General features: G+C 43.1%; 20 protein-coding genes. 10 read left to right on the top strand and 10 right to left on the bottom strand.

Annotated elements, in window-relative coordinates; translation table 11 throughout:
* Window positions 1-115: 115 nt before the first annotated feature.
* The 9 genes from ABFV72_RS06860 to ispH form a co-directional block, all read right to left on the bottom strand.
* The gene (locus ABFV72_RS06860; RefSeq protein WP_347162929.1) at window positions 116-514 is read right to left on the bottom strand and encodes a hypothetical protein; all 399 of its coding nucleotides are present in this window, start codon (window positions 512-514) and stop codon (window positions 116-118) included.
* 211 nt (window positions 515-725) lie between these two features.
* Window positions 726-1,415, bottom strand: a complete 690-nt coding sequence (gene rpe, locus ABFV72_RS06855; RefSeq protein ID WP_057761380.1) for a ribulose-phosphate 3-epimerase — start codon at window positions 1,413-1,415, stop codon at window positions 726-728.
* Window positions 1,416-1,529: 114 nt separating this feature from the next.
* Window positions 1,530-1,811 (bottom strand): TIGR03643 family protein, encoded by a 282-nt coding sequence (locus ABFV72_RS06850; RefSeq protein WP_347163060.1) that lies wholly within the window; start codon window positions 1,809-1,811, stop codon window positions 1,530-1,532.
* Between the two features lie 229 nt (window positions 1,812-2,040).
* Window positions 2,041-2,931: an S-formylglutathione hydrolase gene (gene fghA, locus ABFV72_RS06845; protein WP_347162928.1), complete on the bottom strand. Its 891-nt coding sequence runs from the start codon at window positions 2,929-2,931 to the stop codon at window positions 2,041-2,043.
* Window positions 2,932-3,003: 72 nt separating this feature from the next.
* The gene (locus ABFV72_RS06840; RefSeq protein WP_347162927.1) at window positions 3,004-4,485 is read right to left on the bottom strand and encodes a C13 family peptidase; all 1,482 of its coding nucleotides are present in this window, start codon (window positions 4,483-4,485) and stop codon (window positions 3,004-3,006) included.
* Window positions 4,486-4,805: 320 nt separating this feature from the next.
* A complete protein-coding gene (htpG, locus tag ABFV72_RS06835; RefSeq protein WP_347162926.1) occupies window positions 4,806-6,767 on the bottom strand; it encodes a molecular chaperone HtpG in 1,962 nt (653 codons plus the stop codon).
* Window positions 6,768-7,270: 503 nt separating this feature from the next.
* Window positions 7,271-8,086 carry a thioesterase family protein gene (locus tag ABFV72_RS06830; RefSeq protein WP_347162925.1) on the bottom strand — a complete coding sequence of 272 codons (816 nt, stop codon included), beginning with the start codon at window positions 8,084-8,086 and terminating at the stop codon, window positions 7,271-7,273.
* A gap of 54 nt (window positions 8,087-8,140) precedes the next feature.
* Window positions 8,141-8,389 carry a hypothetical protein gene (locus ABFV72_RS06825; protein WP_347162924.1) on the bottom strand — a complete coding sequence of 83 codons (249 nt, stop codon included), beginning with the start codon at window positions 8,387-8,389 and terminating at the stop codon, window positions 8,141-8,143.
* A gap of 59 nt (window positions 8,390-8,448) precedes the next feature.
* Window positions 8,449-9,405, bottom strand: a complete 957-nt coding sequence (ispH, locus tag ABFV72_RS06820; protein ID WP_347162923.1) for a 4-hydroxy-3-methylbut-2-enyl diphosphate reductase — start codon at window positions 9,403-9,405, stop codon at window positions 8,449-8,451.
* A gap of 373 nt (window positions 9,406-9,778) precedes the next feature.
* On the opposite strand from ispH, the gene gmk reads away from it, so the two are divergent.
* The 8 genes from gmk to ABFV72_RS06780 all read left to right on the top strand — a co-directional run bounded on the left by gmk (window position 9,779) and on the right by ABFV72_RS06780 (window position 20,766).
* Window positions 9,779-10,405: a guanylate kinase gene (gene gmk / locus ABFV72_RS06815; protein WP_102091897.1), complete on the top strand. Its 627-nt coding sequence runs from the start codon at window positions 9,779-9,781 to the stop codon at window positions 10,403-10,405.
* A 164-nt stretch (window positions 10,406-10,569) separates the two neighbouring features.
* The gene (gene rpoZ / locus ABFV72_RS06810) at window positions 10,570-10,830 is read left to right on the top strand and encodes a DNA-directed RNA polymerase subunit omega (RefSeq protein WP_057761396.1); all 261 of its coding nucleotides are present in this window, start codon (window positions 10,570-10,572) and stop codon (window positions 10,828-10,830) included.
* 339 nt (window positions 10,831-11,169) lie between these two features.
* Window positions 11,170-13,368 carry a RelA/SpoT family protein gene (locus tag ABFV72_RS06805; protein WP_057761397.1) on the top strand — a complete coding sequence of 733 codons (2,199 nt, stop codon included), beginning with the start codon at window positions 11,170-11,172 and terminating at the stop codon, window positions 13,366-13,368.
* A gap of 113 nt (window positions 13,369-13,481) precedes the next feature.
* Window positions 13,482-13,862, top strand: a complete 381-nt coding sequence (locus tag ABFV72_RS06800) for a RidA family protein (protein ID WP_057761400.1) — start codon at window positions 13,482-13,484, stop codon at window positions 13,860-13,862.
* Between the two features lie 175 nt (window positions 13,863-14,037).
* Window positions 14,038-16,326, top strand: coding sequence for a primosomal protein N' (locus tag ABFV72_RS06795; protein WP_347162922.1), 2,289 nt, complete (start codon window positions 14,038-14,040; stop codon window positions 16,324-16,326).
* 244 nt (window positions 16,327-16,570) lie between these two features.
* Window positions 16,571-17,776, top strand: a complete 1,206-nt coding sequence (locus ABFV72_RS06790; protein WP_347162921.1) for a cation diffusion facilitator family transporter — start codon at window positions 16,571-16,573, stop codon at window positions 17,774-17,776.
* A 307-nt stretch (window positions 17,777-18,083) separates the two neighbouring features.
* Window positions 18,084-18,788, top strand: coding sequence for a hypothetical protein (locus ABFV72_RS06785; protein WP_102091894.1), 705 nt, complete (start codon window positions 18,084-18,086; stop codon window positions 18,786-18,788).
* A 91-nt stretch (window positions 18,789-18,879) separates the two neighbouring features.
* Window positions 18,880-20,766 (top strand): monovalent cation:proton antiporter-2 (CPA2) family protein, encoded by a 1,887-nt coding sequence (locus ABFV72_RS06780; RefSeq protein WP_114700593.1) that lies wholly within the window; start codon window positions 18,880-18,882, stop codon window positions 20,764-20,766.
* A 58-nt stretch (window positions 20,767-20,824) separates the two neighbouring features.
* Here ABFV72_RS06780 and ABFV72_RS06775 read toward each other — a convergent pair whose 3' ends face one another.
* The gene (locus ABFV72_RS06775) at window positions 20,825-21,754 is read right to left on the bottom strand and encodes a DUF2628 domain-containing protein (protein WP_347162920.1); all 930 of its coding nucleotides are present in this window, start codon (window positions 21,752-21,754) and stop codon (window positions 20,825-20,827) included.
* Window positions 21,755-21,955: 201 nt separating this feature from the next.
* On the opposite strand from ABFV72_RS06775, the gene trmB reads away from it, so the two are divergent.
* Both trmB and recA read left to right on the top strand, forming a co-directional pair.
* Window positions 21,956-22,795, top strand: a complete 840-nt coding sequence (gene trmB / locus ABFV72_RS06770) for a tRNA (guanosine(46)-N7)-methyltransferase TrmB (RefSeq protein WP_347162919.1) — start codon at window positions 21,956-21,958, stop codon at window positions 22,793-22,795.
* Window positions 22,796-23,851: 1,056 nt separating this feature from the next.
* On the top strand, window positions 23,852-24,904 hold the full coding sequence (gene recA, locus ABFV72_RS06765) for a recombinase RecA (RefSeq protein WP_101205782.1): 1,053 nt from the start codon (window positions 23,852-23,854) through the stop codon (window positions 24,902-24,904).
* Window positions 24,905-24,913 lie beyond the last annotated feature (9 nt).

Below are 24,913 nucleotides of genomic sequence, written 5' to 3'. Positions count from 1 at the left end.
CAGTCATGCTTGTAGAACATGGCTTAATAATTAAAAATATAAAATATTACGACACTGTATAGGCGTGAATAAACAATATAGACGCGAAGAAGCCTTATACTTACAGCGATATAACTTAGCTATAAGTACCCATTAGCCATAGCATCGATACACAAGAGGTCAAATAACCCAAACTAATGGCATTCCAAGTTTCAATATGTAGACCCTTGACTTTATTAAGTATGCGAGAGCCTACCCAAAAGAACAGCGGAATGCCTAGCATAAATGCAGGCACAATGACCGCAGCATGACGCAGCACTGTTTCAACATCATCACCTACCATCAGGCGAAAGCCATAACCTGCCAAACTAAGTACCAGTGCAAACATTGCTAGGCCAATGGTAATACCTCTAGGCACCAAACTGCGCTGCGATGTTTCACTTTCAAGTGCTTGCCTAGCTTGCTGATTCAACGCTTCATGAGAACTTGCTTGCTCAGAAGGCTCTGTTGAACTGCTAGAATTGTTTGTGTCCATATTTCACCTTTACGTGATTGACCGTTATATAGAGTTGGTTCAATTTAAAAGAGATACAAGGCAACTGAGTGCAGATGTATACGTGATACTTCAGGCGCGGTTAACGCTGTAGCTCTTTTATAGAGGATTAACTATATAGTCATAAGTTATACAGCACATTCTAATATTATTATGGCATGGCTAATAACGTTTATTAACCATATAACACTTGCTAGCTGTTGTTGGCTAATAGCAACTCTGCGCGCATCTCATCGATAGCCGCTTTATAATCTTCTTGATTAAAAATCGCAGAACCCGCGACAAACATATCAGCGCCCGCTTCAGCAATCGCACGTATATTACTGGCTTTGATACCGCCATCAACTTCCAATCGAATATCTCGACCACTAGTAATGATACGCTGACGCACCTGACGGACTTTATCCAAAGTACTATCGATAAACGACTGTCCACCATAGCCCGGGTTCACACTCATTAATAAAATCTGATCTACTTTATCCATAACATAATCAAGATAATGCAGCGGGGTCGCTGGGTTCAATACCAAGCCACACTCTGCACCGCCATCTTTGATCAGTTGAAGTGAGCGATCGATATGAGCGCTGGCTTCTGGATGGAAGGTAATGATACTAGCACCCGCTTCCAAAAACTGCTCAATCATACTATCGACAGGTGAAACCATCAGATGTACATCAATTGGCGCTTCAACACCATAGTCACGCAATGCCTTACAAATCATGCTACCAAACGTCAAATTGGGTACGTAATGGTTATCCATTACATCAAAATGAATCACATCGGCACCCGACTCTAGTACCTTCTCCACTTCTTCGCCCAACCGCGCGAAATCAGCTGAGAGTATCGACGGTGCAATAAGATAAGGTTTAGCAGGACTGTTCATAATTGAGCTACCTAATTCACGTTTATATAAGATATTGATAAATTAAAAAGGAAATTCTAATCGGCTCACCTATACTGCAAGCCCTTTATGTACTGATGTTAAATACTTAATTATTTAACGCTGCTTGTATTGGGTTTTGCAATAAGCACGGCCAACTTCAAAGGAGCGCTTTGCCTCATGTTTGGTAGCACGATTGCTCACTCTCTGACGCCATAAGCGAAAAGACGACGGCTTTAGCTCTTGGCGCATGAGTTTGATGACCCCAGTCTCATCGAGACCATAGCTATGCTCTATAGCACCAAATGGCGTTCTATCTTCCCATGCCATCTCTATCACACGAGATATTTGCACATCATCAAGTACTCTATCGCCAGCGTCGTTGACGGTTTTTACAATCAGTTCGTCTGACTTAACTTGAGACACTTCATCACTATAATCAATGTTACGTTGTTTCTTTTGTAGAGCAGCATCCATATCAGCTTGCATAGTCGCTTTTGTAGAGCTCGTATCTGCTGACTTATTCTTTGAATTAGAAGCTGTCAAATCTTGATAACTTGCCATAAAAATCACCTGTTGAGCATGAATGGGATAGCGAAAAATGTATTACGGTCATCTGAAAGATATTTTAGCTCATTTGAGCCATATGCCAATGATGTTCGATATGATCATTAATCACTGTTTGGATAAAATAATAGCTGTGGTCATGCCCCGCTTGATAGCGTAATGTTAAGGGCTGTTCGGCTTTTACACAAGCGTCTTGTAGTTTAGAGGTCTGTAGCTGGCCTTCTGCTAAAAAATTATCAGCTGCGCCTTGATCAACCAAAATGCTCGAATACTGCTGACCGACCTTTTCAATCATCTGTGAAGCATCGGCTTGTGCCCATAGAGACTTATCATCACCGAAGTACTCTGTGTAAGCGGCTTGCCCCCATGCAGACTCACTTGCCGCACATACTGGCGATAAAGCCGATACGCTGACAAACTTACTTGGGAACTTGAATCCTAGCAACAGCGCACCATGACCACCCATTGAGTGTCCTGTGACACCGATGCTGTGAATAGGAAACTCTGAACGTAGTAAGTCATATAACTCATCGACAATATAGCTTTGCATATTAAAATTGTCTGACCACGGCGCTTGGGTCGCGTCAACATAATAGCTTGCACCTTGACCGACAAAATAGCGATCGTCATTTGGTACATCGCTGTCTTCACTACTTCTAGGCGAAGTATCAGGTGCGATAAGTATCATACCAAGCTCGCTACATTTTTGCTGAAAATGCGCCTTATGGGTGACATTATCGGCATTACACGTCAAACCTGATAGGTACAATATCGCAGGACAACGTCGTCCAGCCAAGGCTTCATCAGGTAGATAAATACTAAACGTCATAGAGGTTTTGGTAGATGTCGACTCGTGACTATAATAATGCTGCTCACCATTAAAACAGCGATTCACGCTTTTTTGGGTAAGCTGCTTATTGGTAGATAAACTATGACTATAGGAATTTTGCATGAGTGATATCCTTTTATTCAAAATAGAACCAATGACGATATTTTTTAATAAATGCTAAATCATATTTTGTATTTATTCAGTGGCTATCTCTACTTCGTCTACCGACAGATTAGTAGCGCTGTCAGGTAAAATATTAACCGTTGTAGAAGCTGCATTATTTGTAATACTAGCAACTGATGGGCGCGCCTTATCAAACAATACTTGCTCAAACGCAGGCAATGCCGTCTCCATTAAGCTACCAATGACCATTTGCGGCTCTGATGGCTCAAAGCCCATTGCGCTCTCACGCTCATTGACCCGTATACTGGCATCCTTAAAAGCCGACTCAAAACTGGTATTCCCTCGTAGGCTTTCAGCAAAAAACGCTTGGCCAAAATAGGTCATCTCAGCTGTGTTGGTGCAGCCAAACGATGCTTTGTCAGCAGCTGATGCAGTAATCACTACCGTGGTTGGCGATGCCAATTCGTCAATAAACGAACCTGAGTAGCAGGCAGACACCACGATCACACGCCAGCGGATACCAGATGCGTCTAGCGCCTCACGCAACCAGGTGGCATCTAAATTATCCATCGCAAGCGGCGGATTTGCCAACTGGACGATATCCTGATTACCATGTGAAGACAACGTCAGGAACAACACATCTTCATCAGCATTCATCTGCTGACCGATTTTCTTTAGGCCGCGCAAAATGCTGGTCTTAGTAGCGATTGGCTCATCTAGCCAGCTATAAGTATTATTAATCAGCGATAGTGAATGCCCGCTGGTACCAAAGCGCACATCAAACAGCTCGCGCACTTTATTAATCTCAGAGCGAAAGACGTTTTGATCAGAGAATCCTGCGACTCCCATAAAGTACCAGTCGGTTTTGCCATCGATACTCGGGTCTATACTATCCAATGCTTGCTGTAATAAACGTGGCTGCTGATACAGTGCCGCCTCTTCTAGTACAGGCTCTACAGGTATTTGCTTAAAAATTGGCTGATCAGCGACATTACGCTGCCAGATAGTCAGCAACGCTACCGCGCCGACCAATACAATGATTCGCTCCCACCATGGTATACGCAGACGTCGGGAAAAAATCCAAAGTAACGCTAGCGTCTGCCATAAGAACAATACTAAAAACAGTACTGGTAAGAACGAATAACTCCAATCTGGCAACCAACCATAGCTACCAAAAAACTGCACTAAGCTCTGCAATAGGGCTGATAATGTATCAGCGACCAACCACAATACTACTGGTACAAATACCAATGCTTGGTTGCTCGCTCGCCGAGCCAAAATGATGCCACCAAGCAAAATAATCATCGGCCAGATCAAATAACTGACCAATCCTTGCTCATTAAATATGCTGCCGCTTTCAGCAGCTAACCATGAAAATAAGACATTACTACCAAGCGCCAATAGTGCAAATACAGCAAACTGTACAAAAGTGGGTTTAACCCAAGAAAAAGCCCGTGTTGAGCCCACTAGCATCCACAAGGTTGCAATAATATTGGCAGCGAAATTGAGCGAAAAACGCTGAAGCGAGACGGTTTTTAACGACGTAAGTGACAAAGACTTAGACCTCTAGCCAGTCGAGAAAAATAAAATGACTCAATGATAATTATCTTAATGTAACAGCCGCGCGGTGCAATCAATTGACGATTTTTTGTACAGCGTGCAGACATCGATTTATATTGAATTCACGATGGAGTGATTATAGAAGATGACCAGCACTGCTTAATATTTTAGCTCGCTAATCTATCGCGATTGTAACGGATTGTCGGTTAAGAGGATAAGGCTGATTTGTAAAATTCACTCAAATTTTGCCAAAAATTCAAATAAAAAAGGAGGCCTCTTATATAAAGCCTCCCTTTTTTACTCATTACTAAACATTATCTCATCAATAGCTCATTGACGCGCTTTAGGTAAGCGGCTGGATCGTCTAGCTGACCGCCATCTGCCAATAATGCTTGATCAAAGATCACTTGTGCCAAATCATCGAATTGCTCACTACTCTCAAGCTTCTTGATGAGTGGATGATCAGGGTTTACTTCTAGCGTTGGCTTACTTGCTGGTACGTCCTGACCCATTTGCTGTAGCATCTGAATCATTTGTGGCGATAACTCACCTTCACCTACAACCAAGCAAGCTGGACTATCGACTAAACGCGTCGATACTTTGACGTCTTTAGCACGTTCGCCCAACGCAGCTTTTAGCTTATCAACTACTGGCTTTAGCGTTTCTTGTGCTTTCTCTGCTTCTGCTTTTTCTGCTTCATCTTGCAAGTCGCCTAAATCTACTGCGCCTTTCGCGATGTTTTGCAGCGGTGTCTCATCGAATGAGGTCAAGAAGTTCATTGCCCATTCATCAACACGACTGGTCATCAAGATAACTTCGATGCCTTTTTTCTTGAATAGCTCAAGTTGCGGGCTGTTTTTCGCAGCGGCTAGGTTATCAGCGGTGAGGTAGTAGATGGCTTTTTGGCCATCTTTCATACGGCCTTTATAATCTTCGAAGCTTGTTACCAAACCGTCTTGGGTGCTGGTGGCATAACGCAATAACTTGGCAATACGTTCTTGATTGCCTGCGTCTTCGCCTAAACCTTCTTTGATGACATCACCGAACTCTGCATAGAATTGGGCAAATTTCTCTTGCTTGTCACTGTCTTCGCTATTCGCAAGGCTTGCGAGTAAGGTTAAGATACGGCGAGCGTTACCATCACGGATAGATTTTACATCACGTGACTCTTGTAGTAGCTCACGGCTCACGTTTAATGGCAAGTCTGCTGAATCAATCACACCTTTCACAAAACGCAAATACATCGGTAGCAATTGCTCAGCTTCGTCCATGATAAAGACGCGCTTCACATAAAGCTTTAGACCATGCTGCTGCTCACGAGTGTATAGATCAACTGGCGCTTTTTTAGGGATATATAATAGCTGCGTATACTGTACGCGACCCTCTACACGGTTATGCGTCCAAGTAAGCGGCGCATCCATGTCATAAGAGATATTCTTATAAAAATCAACATACTCATCATCTTCAATTTCAGAGCTTGAGCGAGTCCACAGTGCACTGGCTTTGTTGATTGTTTCCCACTCATCAGTGAGTACCATCTGGCCACCAGCAGGCGTGTCGTCGTTCTCGTCTTCTTTTACATCTTCTTGCCAGATCTCTTTACGCATCTGAATCGGCAAACTGATATGGTCAGAGTATTTATTAACCAAGCGCTTGATTTTGCTGCGATCTAAGTAGTTATCTTCGCCCTCGCTATATTCTTCTTTTAGATGCAAAGTAATCGCTGTACCGCGCGTGTCTTTGGTAATAGGCTCAACAGTAAAGCTACCAGTACCATCTGATACCCAGCGCACGCCTTTATCCGCAGTCTCGCCCGCTTTACGTGATTCAACACTGATGGTATCGGCCACAATAAAACCTGAGTAAAAACCAACACCGAATTGACCAATCAATTGACCATCTTGTTTTTGTGATTCAGACAATTTATCCAAAAATGCTTTGGTGCCTGATTTAGCAATCGTACCTAAGTTTTCGATTGCATCGGCTTCGTTCATACCAATACCATTGTCGGTAAAGGTAATAGTTTTGGCGGCTTCATCGACAGCGATGCGGATTTTTAATTCGCCATCATCTTCATAAAGGCTATCATCATTTGTGCCTTCAAAACGCAACTTATCACAAGCATCCGACGCATTAGATACCAACTCGCGGACAAAAATATCAGCGTTAGAATATAGTGAATGCGTGACCAAATGCAGCAACTGCGCCACTTCCGCTTCAAACGTATGTTTTTTTAATTCTGGATTCAGACCTTCAGCTTGAGTTGCTTCACTCATAAAAACTCCTTTAAATTCTATGAAAGACCTATTATCAGATAACGATATACTCACTAAAGCCGCTCTCATAATGTTAGAGAACCTGCCGTATGCAATACCGTTAAACTGTCTATACTAATAGGGGCATTGAGAAAAAATTCAAGCTCAAAAGCCCTATTCACTAAAAAACACCGCGCTTGTTTACCAAGGCGGTGTTCTGGTATCAGTTATTTATTTGCTCAGTCATTTTCTGATATAGCAATCAAAGCGCAAACAACAGCAACTATTCTGAATATGCTTCTATCAATATATCCCAGAGAGTCGTCAGCTTTTTTGAAAATTGAGTATGGGTTTTCATAGTAACCTCTATGTCGATTAACATCGGCTTGTTAGTAATATTATCTTTTTAGTAATATTGTCTTGTTAGCTACTATTAAAACCATTTCTATATCATTTGTATAATTAATTGATTACAACGTATCATTTCATTTTTCAAAACTATAAAATGACTGACTCTTAGCCTTTTAACGTGGCATCGGACGAATAGTAAGAATTTGCTCACTACGACCAAAAGGCCCATGTATATCGTGCAATACCGCACTTGTTAGTCCGATACCGTCGTCGCCATATTGTTGTACAGCCTCAATACCGAGCCAGCGACCTTTTGGCGAACGATGCATATGGATTTGCAAATCAGTATTGGGAAACATCCATTCTAACTTAGATAAACCAAGACCCAATCTTGGTACAACACCATTGGCAGTATCGACCATACCTAACAGATGCACCAAGTCATCAGTCGGCTCGCCTTCAATCATGTCGAGATCATTGGTAATCCATACCATACCGCGACCAGCACGACGGTCTTCTGTCGCTACTAGACGTACGCTTTCGATAAAGCCGCCCGGCCAGCCTTTCATACCTTCCCAAACTGGTAGTTCTTCAGGTTTGTATTTTGCTGGTTGATCTTCAAGTCCAGCAATCTCACTGGTATCTTGAGTAATAAGTCGCCATGCTCTTGCAATGATAGCATCGCGGCCACGGCTACTCATGACCGCTTCGACCAGCTCAATAGTCTTGCCCGGTCGGATACAGCGCGTAGTAATAGTAAAATCGTCAAGCGGTATTAACCCCAAGATATCAAGGCTCACACGTGCGATACGGGTATTAGGCTGCGGCGCAAAGCTATTGATCTCAGCTGTCAGTAGGCCTGTTGCTGGCGCCATGTGCTGCTCATGCTCATTCCAAGCACCTTGAGCATGCTTGGTTGGCTGATAATGCGCCACACTGACACCGTCTTCTTGTAGCTCTCGTTTAATAAATTTGTAATAAGCAGTCATAGCTATCCTATATTTAGCACTTTCATCTGTATTTTTTATTTATGCTTGTACTTTCTATTTATGGATAAGCTCTTGTTTTCTTAGCGTGAGAATACGGCGAGCTTTTTGTAAGAAAAACAATAAAAAAATCATGACTACTGCGAGCATCGCGTAGAAAAAGCTTTTTTCTGCCATAAACTTCATGATATTCATAAACAATACAAAAACTACTGCTGCCATCACTAGCATATTGAGTTTTAGTTGCTTGTTGACTTCAGCGAGCGTGGCCTCTGCCAATACAAATCTGGCTTTTGGTTCTTTCATGCGACCTTATCCATATCAATGATGGTTCATACAAATATAAATACAAACACGAATATTAGTTACTTACCAACCTGAGTAACAGGTATCCGCAACGCTTTCGGCAGACTAAACGTTACATTTTCTTCAATACCAGATAGTTCACTAGGTAGATCGCCACCCCAGTCTTGCAGCTGTTGCAATACTTCTTGGATCAACACTTCGGGAGCGGATGCACCAGCGGTCACGCCTATACTCTGCACGCCATCTAACCAACGCTTATCCATCTCATTGGCATTATCGATGAGATAAGCTCGGCAATTCATACGCTCAGCCAGCTCACGCAAACGATTGGAGTTTGACGAGTTTGGCGAACCAACTACCAAGACCACTTCACAGCGACTGGCCAAATCTTTGACCGCATCTTGGCGGTTTTGAGTGGCATAGCAAATGTCGTCTTTGCGAGGACCTTGGATACTAGGAAATTTTTCACGCAGTGCATCGATGACGCGCGCAGTATCATCCATCGACAAAGTTGTCTGAGTCACAAATGCCAAGCGTTCGGCGTCTTGTACAGTCAATGCGGCCACATCACCTTCATCTTCGACCAGATGAATCTGCCCACCATGGCGACGATTGAAACGCCCCATAGTGCCTTCGACTTCTGGGTGTCCTGCATGTCCTATCAACACCGCATCCATCCCATCTTGCGCAAACTTTGCCACTTCGATATGTACTTTAGTCACCAACGGGCATGTTGCATCAAACACTGTCAAATCTCGGCGCTCAGCCTCATCTTCAACTGCTTTGGAGACCCCATGAGCGGAGAAAATAACGATAGAGCCGTCTGGTACTTCATGAAGCTCTTCAACGAACACCGCACCACGATTGGCCAAGTCTGACACCACAAACTTATTATGCACAACTTCATGACGGACATAAATGGGCGGCTCGAAACGTGTCAATGCTTCATTAACAATCGCAATTGCACGGTCCACGCCAGCACAAAATCCACGGGGATTGGCAAGATAAATTTGCATAAAAAGGCCTATCATTGGATAATTTATAGTTAAAACGTATTTTTGAATTCTTTATTCAAAAGTTGCGGCGAAATCAATGCTCTACTTTAGCATAATTTGCTTTTGTCGCTCTCTAAAATAGCTGTCTACTCATAGCAATATTTTATAGGCAAATCTCAGCATGCTTATAACATATTGCAAAACCAGCTTTAACTTGTATAAAAGCAGTTTATAATAATGCATCTATTATAATTTCTATCGCCATACATGATGGCGTTTTTTATTTTTTCCAGTCTTTGTTTTTGACTGAGGCACTGCTTAACTTTTTATCAACACGCATTTATTACGATACATTTTACAAGTTACTAAGACACTTTCTATTAGGATAAATTGTATGACAGGTTCATTATTCATTGTTACCGCCGCTTCAGGTACTGGCAAGACCTCACTGGTTAAGCAATTGCTTGCTACCACCAATGACTTGACTGTCAGCGTCTCTCACACCACTCGCGCACCGCGTCCAGGCGAGATTGATGGTCAGCACTATCATTTCACGGATACTGATAGTTTTACCAATGGTATCAATGCGGGTCTATTTCTAGAGCATGCTGAAGTATTTGGTAATTATTATGGCACGTCAGAGGAAAGTGTCCGTACCCAGCTAGCGGCGGGTATCGACGTTATTTTGGAGATTGACTGGCAAGGCGCGACGCAAATCAGAAATATCTTTCCCGATGCCATTATGGTTTTTATTCTACCACCTAGCATTGCGACATTACGTCAACGTCTCTCAACCCGCGCGCAGGATTCTGTAGAAGTTATAGAGCGCCGTCTAGCTGGCGCGGTCACCGAAATGGCACAATACGTGAATGCTGACTATGTAGTGATCAATGATAATTTTGATGTAGCCTTAGCTGAGCTAAAAGCCATTATCGTGGCCGACAGGCAGACACTTGGTCGTCAGCAGCAGCGCTATCATCGTACGATTAGCAACTTGCTAAACACTCAGGTAGAAGAGTAAACTACGCACAAGCAGCTAATCTCGTAAGTAGATATAAAAAGCAACTACGCGACTTGGCAAAAAATGCTATAATATTTAGCTATCCCCCTTTATATTTTTGATATTATTTTTATTGAGTGGCGGGCAAGGTCCGTTACTAATAAAAACAACCGAGGTAGCTATTTATGGCACGAGTGACGATTGAAGATTGTTTGGATAATGTTGATAATCGCTTTGAGCTAATTTTGGTCGCAAGCAAACGCGCCCGTCAATTGGCCAAAGGTATTGCCGAGCCGTTGGTTGACGTTGATAACGACAAGCCTACAGTATTGGCACTACGTGAAATTGCCGCTGGCAAAATCACACGCGATATCCTAAATCAGCCAGAGCATAATTTTGCTACTAGCTCATTAGATTTAGCATTGTCAGGCGACCACAGCTTCTAATAAGCTGTTTTGATAAGATGTATTTTATAAAGCCAATCGTGTTTTTATAAATTAAATACACATCTTGATCAACTATAGAGACCACAGCATAGGCTGTGGTTTTTTGGTTGTAATAATAATGTATTGGCTATTTTGGTCACCATTTATCCCTAAAATAGACCACTGAGTGAAGTTTTTTCATCGCCCCCACGCTTATCAGTTGACATTGAAAGCGATTTGCGATTAATTAGAGAATGGCGTACTCATCCTTAAGTTTTGTATGGTAGGTCATTATTTAGCCTCCATTTGCTTCGGTAAGTGGCCCAACAAGTAGGTCATGGAAAATAGGATCATCATTTTATGAGTCAAACCCTACCCAAACTCAGTCATCACCTCGTCGATGATGCTCAATATAACTTACTACGTTCGGTAGGTTATCTCACTGCTGCTGAGCGCCGTGATATTGTTGATGCTTGTGAGTTCGGAGATATTGCGCACATTAAAGACAAGCGCAAATCAGGGGAACCTTATATCACGCATCCAATCGCTGTCGCTGAGATACTAGCGGGCTTTCGCTTAGATCGAGATACCATCATTGCAGCAATCCTGCATGATACGGTCGAAGACACCGAGGTCAGTGATGAGCAAATCAAGCAGCGTTATGGCGAAATTGTATCAAGACTGGTCGATGGTGTGACCAAGCTAAAGTCCTCTTCACATAACAAGCAGCAAAATAAAGCGGCCACCTTTCATAAAATTCTGACCGCCACCCTTGCTGACCCGCGTGTACTCATTATCAAGCTTGCTGACCGTCTACATAATATGTCTACGCTTGACGCAGTACGTCCCGAGAAGCAGCGCACTACAGCTCAAGAAACCTTAGATTTTTATGTGCCATTTGCCCGATTAATGGGTCTGAATGATATTGCTGACTATATCGAAGTATTGTGTTATCGAAATTTAGACTCCGATATGTACAACAAGCTGTCCGATAAACTGCTACAGCATGGGCTTGGACGTAACTTTCAAAGAGAGTCCATTCATCGTTATTTGAGTATCGTGCTAAATAACTTGGATCTTAATGGTCTGGTCAAAGTCTTAGACAATCGCGTGGTCATATATCGTCAGTTTTTCCGCAATCGCGGTGAGATTAATGCGCTACTGCGTCACTACGCGTTTGAAATCGTCCTCGACAATATCGAAGCCTGCGACAAGCTGGCCTATTACTTAATCAAAAAATATCAGATTGATGATACCCATATTGCGGATAATATTCGTCGTCCGCTGCCAGGTGGTAACCAGTCCCTCACCCTCATCTATGAGCGTGACAATGACGTGGTAAAAGTCACTATATTGACCAAGCAAATGCAGAGCGCTGCAAGACTTGGTGTCATCGGGGCAGAGCATGCATCTGATGTGAGTCAATCGGTCATCCAAGCATCATTGCGCAACATGAAAGATTTGGTTGATGAAGACAATCTGAATGAAAATAGTCCTGATTTCTCAGCGGCAGTCTCTACTATTAATGAGCTGATGGATTACCTGCATTCTAGTAAAATCATTTGTTACAGTCCTCAAGGGCGTGCTTACGAGCTTCCGCAAGGTGCAACCGCGCTAGATTTTGCCTACGCGGTCGGTCCTATGATTGGTAACGTTGCCGTTGGTGCAAATATCGATGGCAAAGCTGCAAAACTTGGCACTGTGGTAAAAAACGGACAATCCGTTGAGATAGAAGTAAACAGTCATTCAGAACCAAAAGCGGAGTGGTTAGGATTTGTAGTGACTAACAAAGCTCGTGAAGAGATTTTACGTTGGTTTAAAGATTTATCTGTCGCTGACAAACAACACCATGGCAGGCAAGCATTAGATCGTGCACTCCGAACGCATCAGAAAAGTTTTGATGATTTGACAGATGCTGACTGGAAAGACCTGACTGAATGGCGCGGCCTAACTGAAAAAGATGCGTTATTTGAACAAATAAGCTCAGGTACGCTACTTCCTCAGCTAGTCGTGACACGTTTATTTAGCGATGAGCTGAGCGACCTACAGGCAAAAGTACATAGCGATGACATGACCCAGCCGCAACAGCTGATTGCAAATGCTGCTGGCGTTGAGCTTGATTTTGCCAATTGCTGTCATCCGATATATGGCGACCCTATCGTAGGGCATCTATCACGTCATGGTTTGGTCGTTCATCGTCATAAATGTTTCTCACTGGACGATATCCGTAAGGACAATCCTTATCAGGTGATCCAATTGCGTTGGCGCAATGACAATGCGGTCAAACAAGGCGACATCGGTGAGCACGATCTAAAAAACAGCGGCAAGATTCGTTTTCCTGCTTACTTAAAGCTCTCTATTGCGCTTAGTGACGAGCAAATCAGTGAAGTTATCTATCACTTACGCCAGCTCAATATGGGTGTGGAAACCGTTGATGTTCGCAATACGGATACCATCATTCATATCGTGGTACGTAGTCGCAACCACTTAGCACAGGGTATCCGTGAACTACGTTCGCTGCTAGGTTTCCCTAACATTATACGGTTATATCAATTATAATAAGCGCATTTGCTGATTTGCATCACTGCTATAGTCGTGATGCAAATAGCTAAAATAGAACTACTATTCTAGTAGCAATGAATCAATCACATAAAATATAAAAGGGACATCCCATGACTCGTCAAACCATCCAAACTGATAAAGCACCTGCAGCGGTCGGCACTTATTCACAAGCTGTAAAAGTCGGCAATACTGTTTATATCTCAGGTCAGCTTGGTTTTGATCCTGACACGATGGAGCTAAGAGAAGGTTTTAAAGCACAAGCTGAGCAAGTATTTGAAAACATCAAAGCTATCTGTGAGGCAGCTGGTGGCAGTCTAAATGACGTGGTCAAATTCAATGTATCTTTGACGGATTTAAGTGATTTTGCTGTCTTGAACGAAGTGTTTGTCGCCAATCTAAGCGAGCCATACCCTGCCCGTGCTGCCGTTCAAGTAGCTGCTCTACCTAAAGGTGGCGTGGTAGAAATTGAGTCTATTCTTTATATCGAATAAGACAATATTGAATGCTTAATATTAGGTGCTAATTGTTAAGCGCTCATTATTAAATGCTAGTTTTAGCAACAGCCTATAAGTCATATCACCATAAGCTTAGCATCATGCTAAGCTTATTGGTCTCCGTTCTATTATTCTGATCTCATATTCACCTAATAAGACTGCGAAGCCGTTTATGTTGGTACAAGTTGCTCTGCCCGTTCCCCTTTATCGGGTGTTTGACTATAGCCTACCAGCTGATATGCTTGCTTTGCCAGACAGTGCGATACCGCAAATTGGCAGCCGTGTTGAGGTTTCATTCGGTCGTCAGACTCTGATTGGTATTGTGATTGCTCATATTTCACAAGACGATAGCAGCGTACCTGTTAATAAAATTAAACCCATTAATAAATGTCTAGATGCTGAGCCTATTTTGGACTCGGACATGCTCAAGCTTGCCTACTGGTTAGCGCGCTATTACCACTATCCGCTTGGAGACGTGTTAGCAGTTATCCTGCCAAGCCTTGTCCGTCAAGGCAAACCATTAGACTTGCTGATTACCCATTGGCGGATTTTGCCTCATATCACTGATGATGATTTTCGAGCCAATGCCAAGAAACAAAAGCAGCAGTTCGATATGCTAAAGCTACATGGTCAGCACGGCGCAAGTGAAGATGTATTGCTACTAGAAGGTATGCAACGAGCATTTTTAAAGACGCTAGAAGATAAAGGGTTAGTCGAGCGCTATATTCAGCCAAAACAAGCACCTACTCCAGTCAAACTGGCAAAAATGCCACTTGATCTCAATGATGAGCAGAAACTTGCTGTCGACGCTATCATTGCTGCACACGAATCAGATACTTATACTGGTTTTCTGCTCAACGGCATTACTGGTAGTGGTAAAACCGAGGTCTATCTGCAAGCGATGCAAGCTGTACTAGAAGCTGGTAAACAGGTTCTTATTTTAGTACCAGAGATTGGTCTCACACCGCAAACACGGGCAAGATTTGCCAGTCGGTTTGCCGCCCATATTGTGCTATTACACTCTGGCATGACCAATACTCATCGCTTACAAGGTTGGCAAGACTGCCGTACGGGTCATACACAAATCGTAATCGGTACACGTTCGGCTGTGCTATACCCCTTTGCAGACTTAGGCTTGATTGTCGTTGATGAGGCGCATGATGGCTCGTACAAGCAGCAAGACACATTACGTTATCATGCCGCTGATGTCGCTCTCTATCGAGGTTTGCAATACAAAATCCCAGTGATACTTGGTACTGCAACGCCTTCTCTTGAGCATTTAAAACTGGTCGATGATGGCAAACTAGCAGAATACCAACTGCTTACTCGTCCAGGTAATGCCAAGCCTGCAACCATGCAACTGATCGATGCTCGCTTGCAAAGCACCCATCAACAAGCCCAAGATGACGGTGCGCGCTATGATACAGGGCTGACGGATGCCATGATCGGGGCGATACGGCAAACGCTAGAAGCTGGTGATCAAGTACTAATATTTTTGAACCGTCGTGGCTATGCGCCTGTTCTATTGTGCGAGGCTTGTGGCTGGCAAGCAGATTGTCCGCGCTGTGACGCTCATCTGACCGTCCACTATAATAGCCAATCCCAACGAAACAGTTATTCAAGCAACTCTTATTTGAAATGCCATCATTGCGATTGGCAAGCCTATATCCCTACCGTATGCCCTGATTGTGGCAGTCAAAACCTAGATGCAAAAGGCATGGGAACGACAAGGCTCAGTGAAAATCTACACGCAATCTTTGCTAATCCTCAAACTAGCAAAGAGCTCTATCCGATTATTCAGATAGACCGTGATACCACAAGACGCAAAGACAGCTGGGAAAACATTTACGAGCAAATCAATAGAGGTAACCCGGCTATATTGGTCGGTACACAGATGGTTGCCAAAGGTCATCACTTTCCCAATGTCACGCTGGTTTGCTTGCCCAATGCCGATCGCGGATTTTTATCAGCAGATTTCCGCTCACCAGAACATACCGCACAGCTCATGATTCAGGTAGCTGGCCGTGCTGGTCGAGGTGACAAAGCTGGTCGCGTATTGATTCAAACGTTGCAACCTGATAACGAATTACTATTGAAACTGGTCAAAGACGGCTACTTGTCATTTGCACGCGAGCTACTGCAAGAGCGTCAAATGATGGGCTTGCCTCCTCATCGACATGCGGCATTGATACGCTGCGAAGGCAAAACATTAGCAGCTACCACTCAAGCACTCAAGGATGCTATTGCGCATTTGCCGAATGCTCATAACCTCGCTGTTCTCGGTCCTATTGATGCGCCCATGAGTAAAAAGAACAGCCGCTACCATGCACAGCTTTTGCTACTGGCTAAAGACCGTCGTCAATTGCACCATGTGTTGGGACAGTGGTGGCAGCCAGTGCTTGCCCTACCAAGCGCTAAATACCTTAAGCTCACTTTGGATATTGATCCTGTCGGTTGGTAGTTCTTACTCAGTTCTCAACAAATGGGTGTATATCTTTCTACTCATCTCCTTATCATGTTTACTTCGTCGTTACAGCTTCTCATGCTTGGCTATGTTAAATTTATAACCATCAAATGGTATGCGGAAAAGGCTCTACGCCTACTCTCTCTGTCCATAGTCATAGCAAGCATCACTTATTAGTAGACGTCACTTATCAGTAAGCACCATCTATCGAACGCAACTATCAGCGAATTTGAGTATTATTATGAATCCAAATAATCCAAACTCTGACGAGCACAATCATAGCCAACAGCATGATAATAAGGATGTGCCTAAGTACGTTCGCGAAGATGAAGAAAATAACTACACTCAGGAAAACCAAGGCCATCACGATCGTGATAAGCATCTAGAACAGACAACCACAGCACGAGACCCCAAGGGCTATCAGCGTACCTTGTTGTTCAGCTTTATTATCATTACTGGTTATATGTTTATCGAAGCCATTGGTGGTTGGCTTACCGGTAGTTTGGCCTTGCTATCTGATGCAGGGCATATGTTAAGCGATGCGATAGCGCTTTGCGCCACTTTGGTCGCATTTAAAATCGGCGAAAAAGCGGCCACTCACCAGAAAACCTTCGGATACAAGCGTTTTGAGATATTAGTCGCTACGGTAAATGGCGCGACACTTGTCATAATTGCTTTGATGATTTTTTATGAAGCGATCAAACGCTTTAACTCACCGCCAGAAATTGCGACCCAAGGCATGCTTATCGTGGCGACTATCGGTATGCTGATCAATATTCTGGTCGCTTGGCTAATGCACCGAGGTAGTCAAGGTGGCGAGTCACACGGCCATAATCCTAGTCATAGTCATGGTCATGGTCATGGTACGGATGATGCCCAAATCGCAGAGCAGAAACCTAATAATGCAGAACCAGTTAACCTCAATATGCAAAGCGCTTATTTACATGTATTGAGCGATTTATTAGGGTCAGTAGCTGCGATTATCGCTGCGCTACTCATGATGGGTTTTGGTTGGGTATGGGCTGATGCAGTGGCATCAGTAATCGTTGCCGTACTTATTTTAATCAGTGGCTACCGCGTTGTACGTGATTCTGTGCATATATTGATGGAAGGGACGCCTGCCAATATATCGCTAGTCGATGTAGAGCAAAAATTACTCGAAGACTCTCAAGTACAAAAAGTACATGATCTACATGTTTGGAGTATTACTAGCGGTCTCAATGCACTCTCTTGTCACGTGGTGGTCGATGGTGAAATGAGTATCCATGAATCAAATATTCTAATTTCCAGTCTCGAGCAAAGACTGCTAGAGCTTGGTATTCATCATGCTACTATTCAGGTCGAAAGCTCGTCTCACCCGCAGAATATCGCACATAGCGATGCATTGGTCTGTGATATTTCGGGACAGCCACCTGATGGTAATAATCATATTGGTCATAACCATTAACGATACATTTTCAGCTAAGTGATTGAATGAAGGAGTCAGTAACTTGAAACACGACCTAGAAAATACAAGTATAGGCATCTGTTACTGGCTCATACTAAAAGTTACGTGGAATTAGAACTAGAATCTAGATCACATTAAAGCAGTCATGATTTGCGACAAACTTTTGTTTTATTCAACTTAAAAAAATTAAGTCCGAATCGGCTTATGTGGTTATAATAACTATTATAAAGTTTTGTTTAGCACCCCAGTTAATTTTTATAATCATACTTTTTGGTATTTTCACTCTATCTATTGATGATATAACACTATGTCTAGACGCTCAGCACCCTTTGTCGCCCCAGACTATATCGATGATCCTGCATCAAAAGATGGCAAAAAACACGCCAAAGTTTTGTTATCAACGCTGCAAGAAGACATTGCAAATTTTCGTAATGAACAGTTTCCACCTGATATTTTGCGACAAATCCGTGATATGCCTATCTACGAAGGCAACTTAGCCGAGGTCCAAACCTATCAGCAACGTTGGCAAAATCTGCTTGAGCGTGCAAAGGATTTTTATCCAGCGGCCAATATGCCACCTGACTATCTACCGCTCCCTGCCAGCCTTGAAATACCGCAATTCATTTATCATGTTCAGCGCCTACATTTAACTAAGACACGTGCTAAAGAATCTAAAAGCTTTGGATCAGTAGGCGCCCTGACTGATAAATGTGGTCAATATACGGATGATGAAATTGAGCGCATGACAGCGGTGCTAGAGAATGACGAGGAAGCGCGACTGGTAGCGCATCGTGAATTTATCGATCTGCGTGCTTATGTTTTTTGTCGTGATAGTAAGGGCGAGATGCTAGAGCCTGAGCGGGTACGCTTTTATCGTACGGGTCTGATTGTACATGCCCTGCCTGACTTTAAGATTGTAGATAGTCGCCAGACACCGCGCAAACGCCGCAACGATGCTTATAATAATCCGCTCGCAGACAATGGTGTGTGGAAAATTTATCGCAAAAAATAATAGATACTAGCGCGATATCGTTTTAGTCATACTGATTTTAGTCACGTTGATTTTATATTGTATATTTTATTCAAATTTTTAAGGAGCCCAGATGTTTGCTGCCGCCGCCGGCTCACCAAATCTCATGTTGCAAGCCACTATCTTTTTGGGAGCAGCATTGCTCTTTGTCCCTCTCGGTAAACGCTTCGGCATTGCAACGGTTTTAGGCTATCTCATCACTGGACTCATATTGGGCCCAAGTGGCTTGGATGTGGCAGGCGACGCTGAAAGTCTATTGCACTTTTCAGAGTTTGGCGTGGTCATGCTGCTGTTTATTATCGGGCTTGAACTCCAGCCTTCGCGGCTTTGGGCATTGCGCCGCTCTATATTTGTATTGGGCGGTTTGCAGGTCGGTTTGACTGGTACGCTACTGATGTGGCTATTACATCAGTTTTTCTCCTTACAACTAGATACCGCCTTTATTGTTGGTTTTGGTTTAGCCCTATCTTCTACCGCATTTGTACTACAGATACTGACTGAAAAACAGCAGCTTTCGAGCACCCATGGTCGAGAAGCTTTTACTATCTTATTATTCCAAGATATTGCGGTCATTCCATTATTAGCAGTCATTCCGTTCTTATCAGGGGTGCGTGAGCAAAGCTACGATTTAATTTATTTTGGTAAGGTATTTGCTGTCTTTGCCGGTCTGATTTTTGCCAGCCGTTACGTGGTTCGACCCTTCTTTAAATTTGTGGCTTCCAGTGGTGCGTCAGAACTACTGACAGCGGTCGCGCTATTTATCGTGATGGGCGTATCTATCTTGATGGGTCAAATCGGTCTATCAATGGCATTAGGTGCATTTTTGACAGGTGTATTGTTAGCAGATTCCGAATATCGCCACGAATTAGAAGCCAGTATCGAACCTTTTAAAGGGTTGCTATTAGGTCTATTCTTTATGTCGGTCGGTATGCTTACCGACGTCAAACTCATTTTGGCAGAGCCCATCTTTATTATTGGCTGTGCCCTCGCCTTGATGTTTATCAAGTTTGCAGTGATTGCAGGTATTGCCAAAGTATCAGGCAATCGCTGGCCTACCAGTATCCGATTGGGTGTGACCCTAGCCCAAGGTGGTGAGTTTGCCTTCGTCTTGTTCAGTGTCGCTACTGCCCAAAATGTCTTGCGTCCCGAACTTGCCAATACTCTTAACTTAGTCGTTACCATCTCGATGGCGCTAACACCTCTGGCATTTTTGTTATTAGAAAAAGTGGGTGAGCCGCTATTTGCCAAGAGCAAGCCGAGCCGCGAATATGATACCATTCCCGATCATGAACATCAGGTCATTATTGCAGGCTTTGGCCGCGTCGGTCAGATTATTGGCCGTGTACTGCGCATGCATAATATCGAATTTACCGCCATTGAACGCTCGGCAAACCGAGTAGATTTTGTACGAAAATTTGGTAACCAAGTATATTATGGCGATCCGAAAAATCCTGAGATTTTACGAGCGGCAGGTATTCAAAAAGCGCGAGTGTTTATTCTTGCCATCGACGATTTAGAACGCTCTATCACTACCGCTCAGTATTTACGCAAAAACTATCCTGAACTGATTGTATTAGCAAGAGCACGCGATCGTCAGCACTATTATCGTTTACGTGAAGTTGGCGTACGTCATATTTGGCGTGAGACTTATTTGTCGTCTTTGGACATGTCACGCGAATCACTACAGCTATTAGGTATTTCTCCAGAAAAAGCACGAGAAACAGTAAAAACATTCCGTGACTATGATGATGACTTGATCGAACGCCAACAAGCTATCTACGATGATGAAGCTAGCATGATTGAGTCCGCGCAATCAGCAATGGCTGAGCTTGAAAGCTTGTTTGACGAAGATATTGGTAAAGCACGTAAAATGGATTTGACCGATTTTTATGAAGCGTTAAAGAGCCAAGCAACACCAGTTGAGGAAAAGGATGATACTGCAACGGACTCTAAGCACTAGCTCTAAGAATCAGCTCTCAGCACTAGCAACACCTACAAGCACTCGTGAAATACAGCCCCTAATCAGCTATGCAGTTTTTAGGGGCTTGTTTTTTATTCAGTGAGCTGGTGCAATCCCAGTTATCACTGTCTGGTATATGATAAAAGACCAGCGTCTGCTCGTTTAAGTAGCGTATTGGAAACGTCACGTTCTGAATCGTTGCCACTACCGCACAGTCGGTTTCTGTTACGCCAGCGGCCTGACTATCGACATGCATGCGTAGTTGCTGCTGCTCAGTACTCAGGGGCAAATTTACTGGGCACTGCCCTGTCTGTTGATAAATCAACGCCACTCGATTTTGGGCATTCTTTGCAATATCATAAGCATCAAACAATACTTCGTTTGCTTTTGGCTTGGCAATAATCGGTAAGAACTGCACCTTAATCACTAATAGCGAAAACGCAAAAAAACCAAACCCTAATGCCAGTCCGAATAAGCTAACGCCACCTTCTCTCTGCAGATGTGCCTTCTGTGCTGACTCATCTCGCGGATGATCATTTATCGCATCAGCGATCTCACGCCTTGCCATTCGGTAGTAATACGCATCCGTCCAACGTGCCACCATAAACGACCAAAACAGCCAAATAACAGCAGCAATACCAATACGTGTTGCCATCTGATAAGCATCTGGTACATAGGACATCGCTATAAATTCAAAGGCGACTAGCACCAGCGCGACATTAAGCTGGATAAAAGACCACCCTGCGACACTATAGACAATCGCATCCATATAGCGCTTGCGATATAGCAGCCAAGGAAAAGTGATAAAAAACGCAGCCCAATGCCATTTTGGCGACAGATAACCTTGCTGATCAAACTGCTCAAAGCGTTTGAGATAATAACGCTGGGTACGATTGCCTATGAACCACTTGTCTAACTGCTTACGTTTAGTAAGTGTTAACGACTCTTGATAAAATGGTGGCGGTGAATCGGTCTCGATAAATAACATGGCAACACGCTCTACTTACTGACTCTTAGAAAAAGCATTTAAAAGATACCATTATATGATAACGCCAAAACCCATGTGTAACATAGAGAAACCATAGCACTGACCAGCAAATACGCTAAAATAGGATTGTCCGTTCACAGTTGTATGGATTTAACTTATAATAAGCAAACATCACCCACCTAATTAAGCCTTACGAATCCTATGAGTCAACATTCTGATATCAATGACAACGTCAATAGTACCGATACTACTGATGAGCAAACCCTTAATAGCACAAGCGAGCCTATCGATATCGATAACAGCACCAACCAAGAGATAGAACCGACCTCTGACAAGCATATCCGCATCGTCAATACGTTTATGAAGCGCCGTACGCACATGAACAAAAACGCTGAGCTTGCACTAACTGCTCCAGAGTTTTCTGAGTATTTGGTCAATAACAGTTTTGGTGATGGCGATCTTACCGGTATTGATAACTTACGTACGTTATTCGCTGATAGCCCTAACGGTCCAGATGCGCCGCTTACGGTAGAGATTGGTTTTGGCTTGGGTGATTCGTTTATTGAGATGGCAGCCGCTGATCCTACTCGTAACTTTGTCGGTGTAGAAGTACATGAACCTGGTATTGGTAAATGTGCTTATATGGCTGGCACCCAAGATTTGAGCAACGTAAAAATCATCAACGGTGATGCTATTCAATTGCTCAAGCAGCTACCAGAAAACCATATCGACCGTATTCAGCTATACTTCCCTGATCCATGGCAAAAGAAGCGTCACTATAAGCGTCGTTTTGTCAGTCCTGAACGTATGACCATCGTTACGCGCAGCTTGAAACAAGGCGGCTGGTTCCATACAGCAACTGACTGGGAGCATTATGCATTTTGGATGGTTGAAGTATTGGATGGTTTCGCTGGATTGACCAACAAAGCAGGTACAGGTAATTTCACTGAGCGTCCTGACTTTCGTCCAATGACTAAGTTTGAACGTCGTGGCCTCGACCGTGGGCATGGTGTTTGGGATTTGATCTATATCAAAGACTGATTAATACAGCTTTACTTTTAAGTGTTTTGACAAAGCGGCTATCTGATGTAGCCGCTTTTTTGTGGCCTTCTATAGGCTGTAGAAAATATCTCTAAAAATACTAGACATCCTATGTATAACTATGTCTACTGGCATCTTAGATGTATATCTTGAGTCATACTCCTGACTTTTAATGCCTATAGTATGATTATGCATAAAAAAAGATAAATTTATAATTTGTGAAACATAGCGCTCATAGCGTTGTTTGTAGACAAAACTGCTTCTCTAAAGTGATTAAAAACGAAATATAGAATCCATTCCTAATACTAATAATCTACGTAAACTTATGTATTATAAGGCTTTACAGAGTTCTCCCCATAAGCTGTGGATAACCCTGTGCATAAGTCACTACTTGACAACTTTATAGCTAAGCAACTTAAAGGATAAGGTAAAATCGTTCATTTTTTGTACAATTTATAAAACATTTAAAATCAATAACTTACATTAAATTCATACACATAAAAAATTATTTTAAATAATTTCTAAAATAATTTAATTCTTCATAATGTTTCACAATTAGCAAAAATAAGCCTTTTATTTGTTGTGGACAACTCCTAAATCTATTGACAAGCATAGTTATTATAAGGTTCAAAACAACAACGGCCTATCGCATCATTTCCGTAGATTTTAGCTTCATACCATACGACAGATAGTGTCGTCTAGCATCCCTCAACGCTCATTATAGTGCTTTGCTTTTGTTATAATTACCTTATCAAATCAACAGCGTTAAGAGATTGAGTCAAGTAATGAGCACGCCAAGTCTGACTTAAAAACAACGATAACGACAGTGTGTTACGGACTTATTTTTACTTCTCTCACTATTTAATTTTACTGTATAGTAGAACGATACCTTCGATACTACTACCTATACCAGTCACGTGACAACCTATTTTTTATAAAACAGCCAAACAATAATTGCCGACTTCATAACAGTCAGTATGCGTTTGCCAAAGGTTTTAACAGTACCAATATTTTATTTATAGCATCAACTTAACTACCGAAAACAAGGAATCCAATATGGACGACAATAAAGCCAAAGCCCTCAAAGCGGCATTAGGTCAAATCGAAAAGCAATTTGGTAAAAACACCATCATGCATCTAGGCGATGACTCGGCCATTATGGATGTCGATGTGGTCTCTACAGGCTCTCTAGGATTAGACATTGCGCTTGGCATTGGAGGTCTACCAAAAGGCCGTATCGTTGAAATTTACGGCCCAGAAAGCTCAGGTAAGACGACGATGACCCTGCAAGCTATTGCAGAATGTCAAAAGCAAGGTGGTACTTGTGCCTTTATCGATGCCGAGCATGCGCTTGACCCTGTTTATGCACGCAAGCTTGGAGTAAACACTGATGACTTATTGCTCTCGCAGCCTGACAATGGCGAGCAAGCACTTGAAATCACCGATATGTTGGTACGCTCAGGCGCAATCGACATGATCGTGATTGACTCAGTAGCTGCCTTGACGCCACGTGCTGAGATTGAAGGCGAAATGGGCGACTCGCACATGGGCCTACAAGCGCGCCTGATGAGCCAAGCCTTACGTAAAATCACTGGTAACGCCAAACGCTCTAACTGTATGGTAGTGTTTATTAACCAAATCCGTATGAAAATTGGTGTTATGTTCGGTAGCCCTGAGACTACGACTGGTGGTAACGCGCTGAAATTTTATGCTTCTGTACGTATGGATATCCGCCGTATTGGTGCGGTCAAAAACGGTGATGAAATCATCGGTAACCAGACCCGTGTCAAAGTCATCAAAAATAAAATGGCACCACCTTTCCGACAAGCTGAGTTCGAAATCACTTACGGTGAAGGTACTAACCACTTAGCCGAAGTTATTGACTTAGGCGTGGAGATTGGCGCCGTTGGCAAAGCAGGCTCTTGGTATAGCTATGGCGACGAAAAAATCGGTCAAGGTAAAGCCAACTCTGTGCTTTTCTTAAAAGAGAACCCTGCCATTGCTCAAGAAATCGAAGACAAGATTCGTGACGAAAAGCTTGGTACGAAGAAAAATAGCAAAGCCGATGAAACTGAAGAAGCAGAACAGGCTTCTGAACCTGTACAATGATGGTTTAAC

It is taken from the genome of Psychrobacter proteolyticus, from assembly GCF_039762275.1.
Lineage (GTDB): Bacteria > Pseudomonadota > Gammaproteobacteria > Pseudomonadales > Moraxellaceae > Psychrobacter > Psychrobacter proteolyticus_C.
Note: the sequence above shows the minus strand (reverse complement) of the source record. Positions and strands in the feature narration are given on the sequence as shown.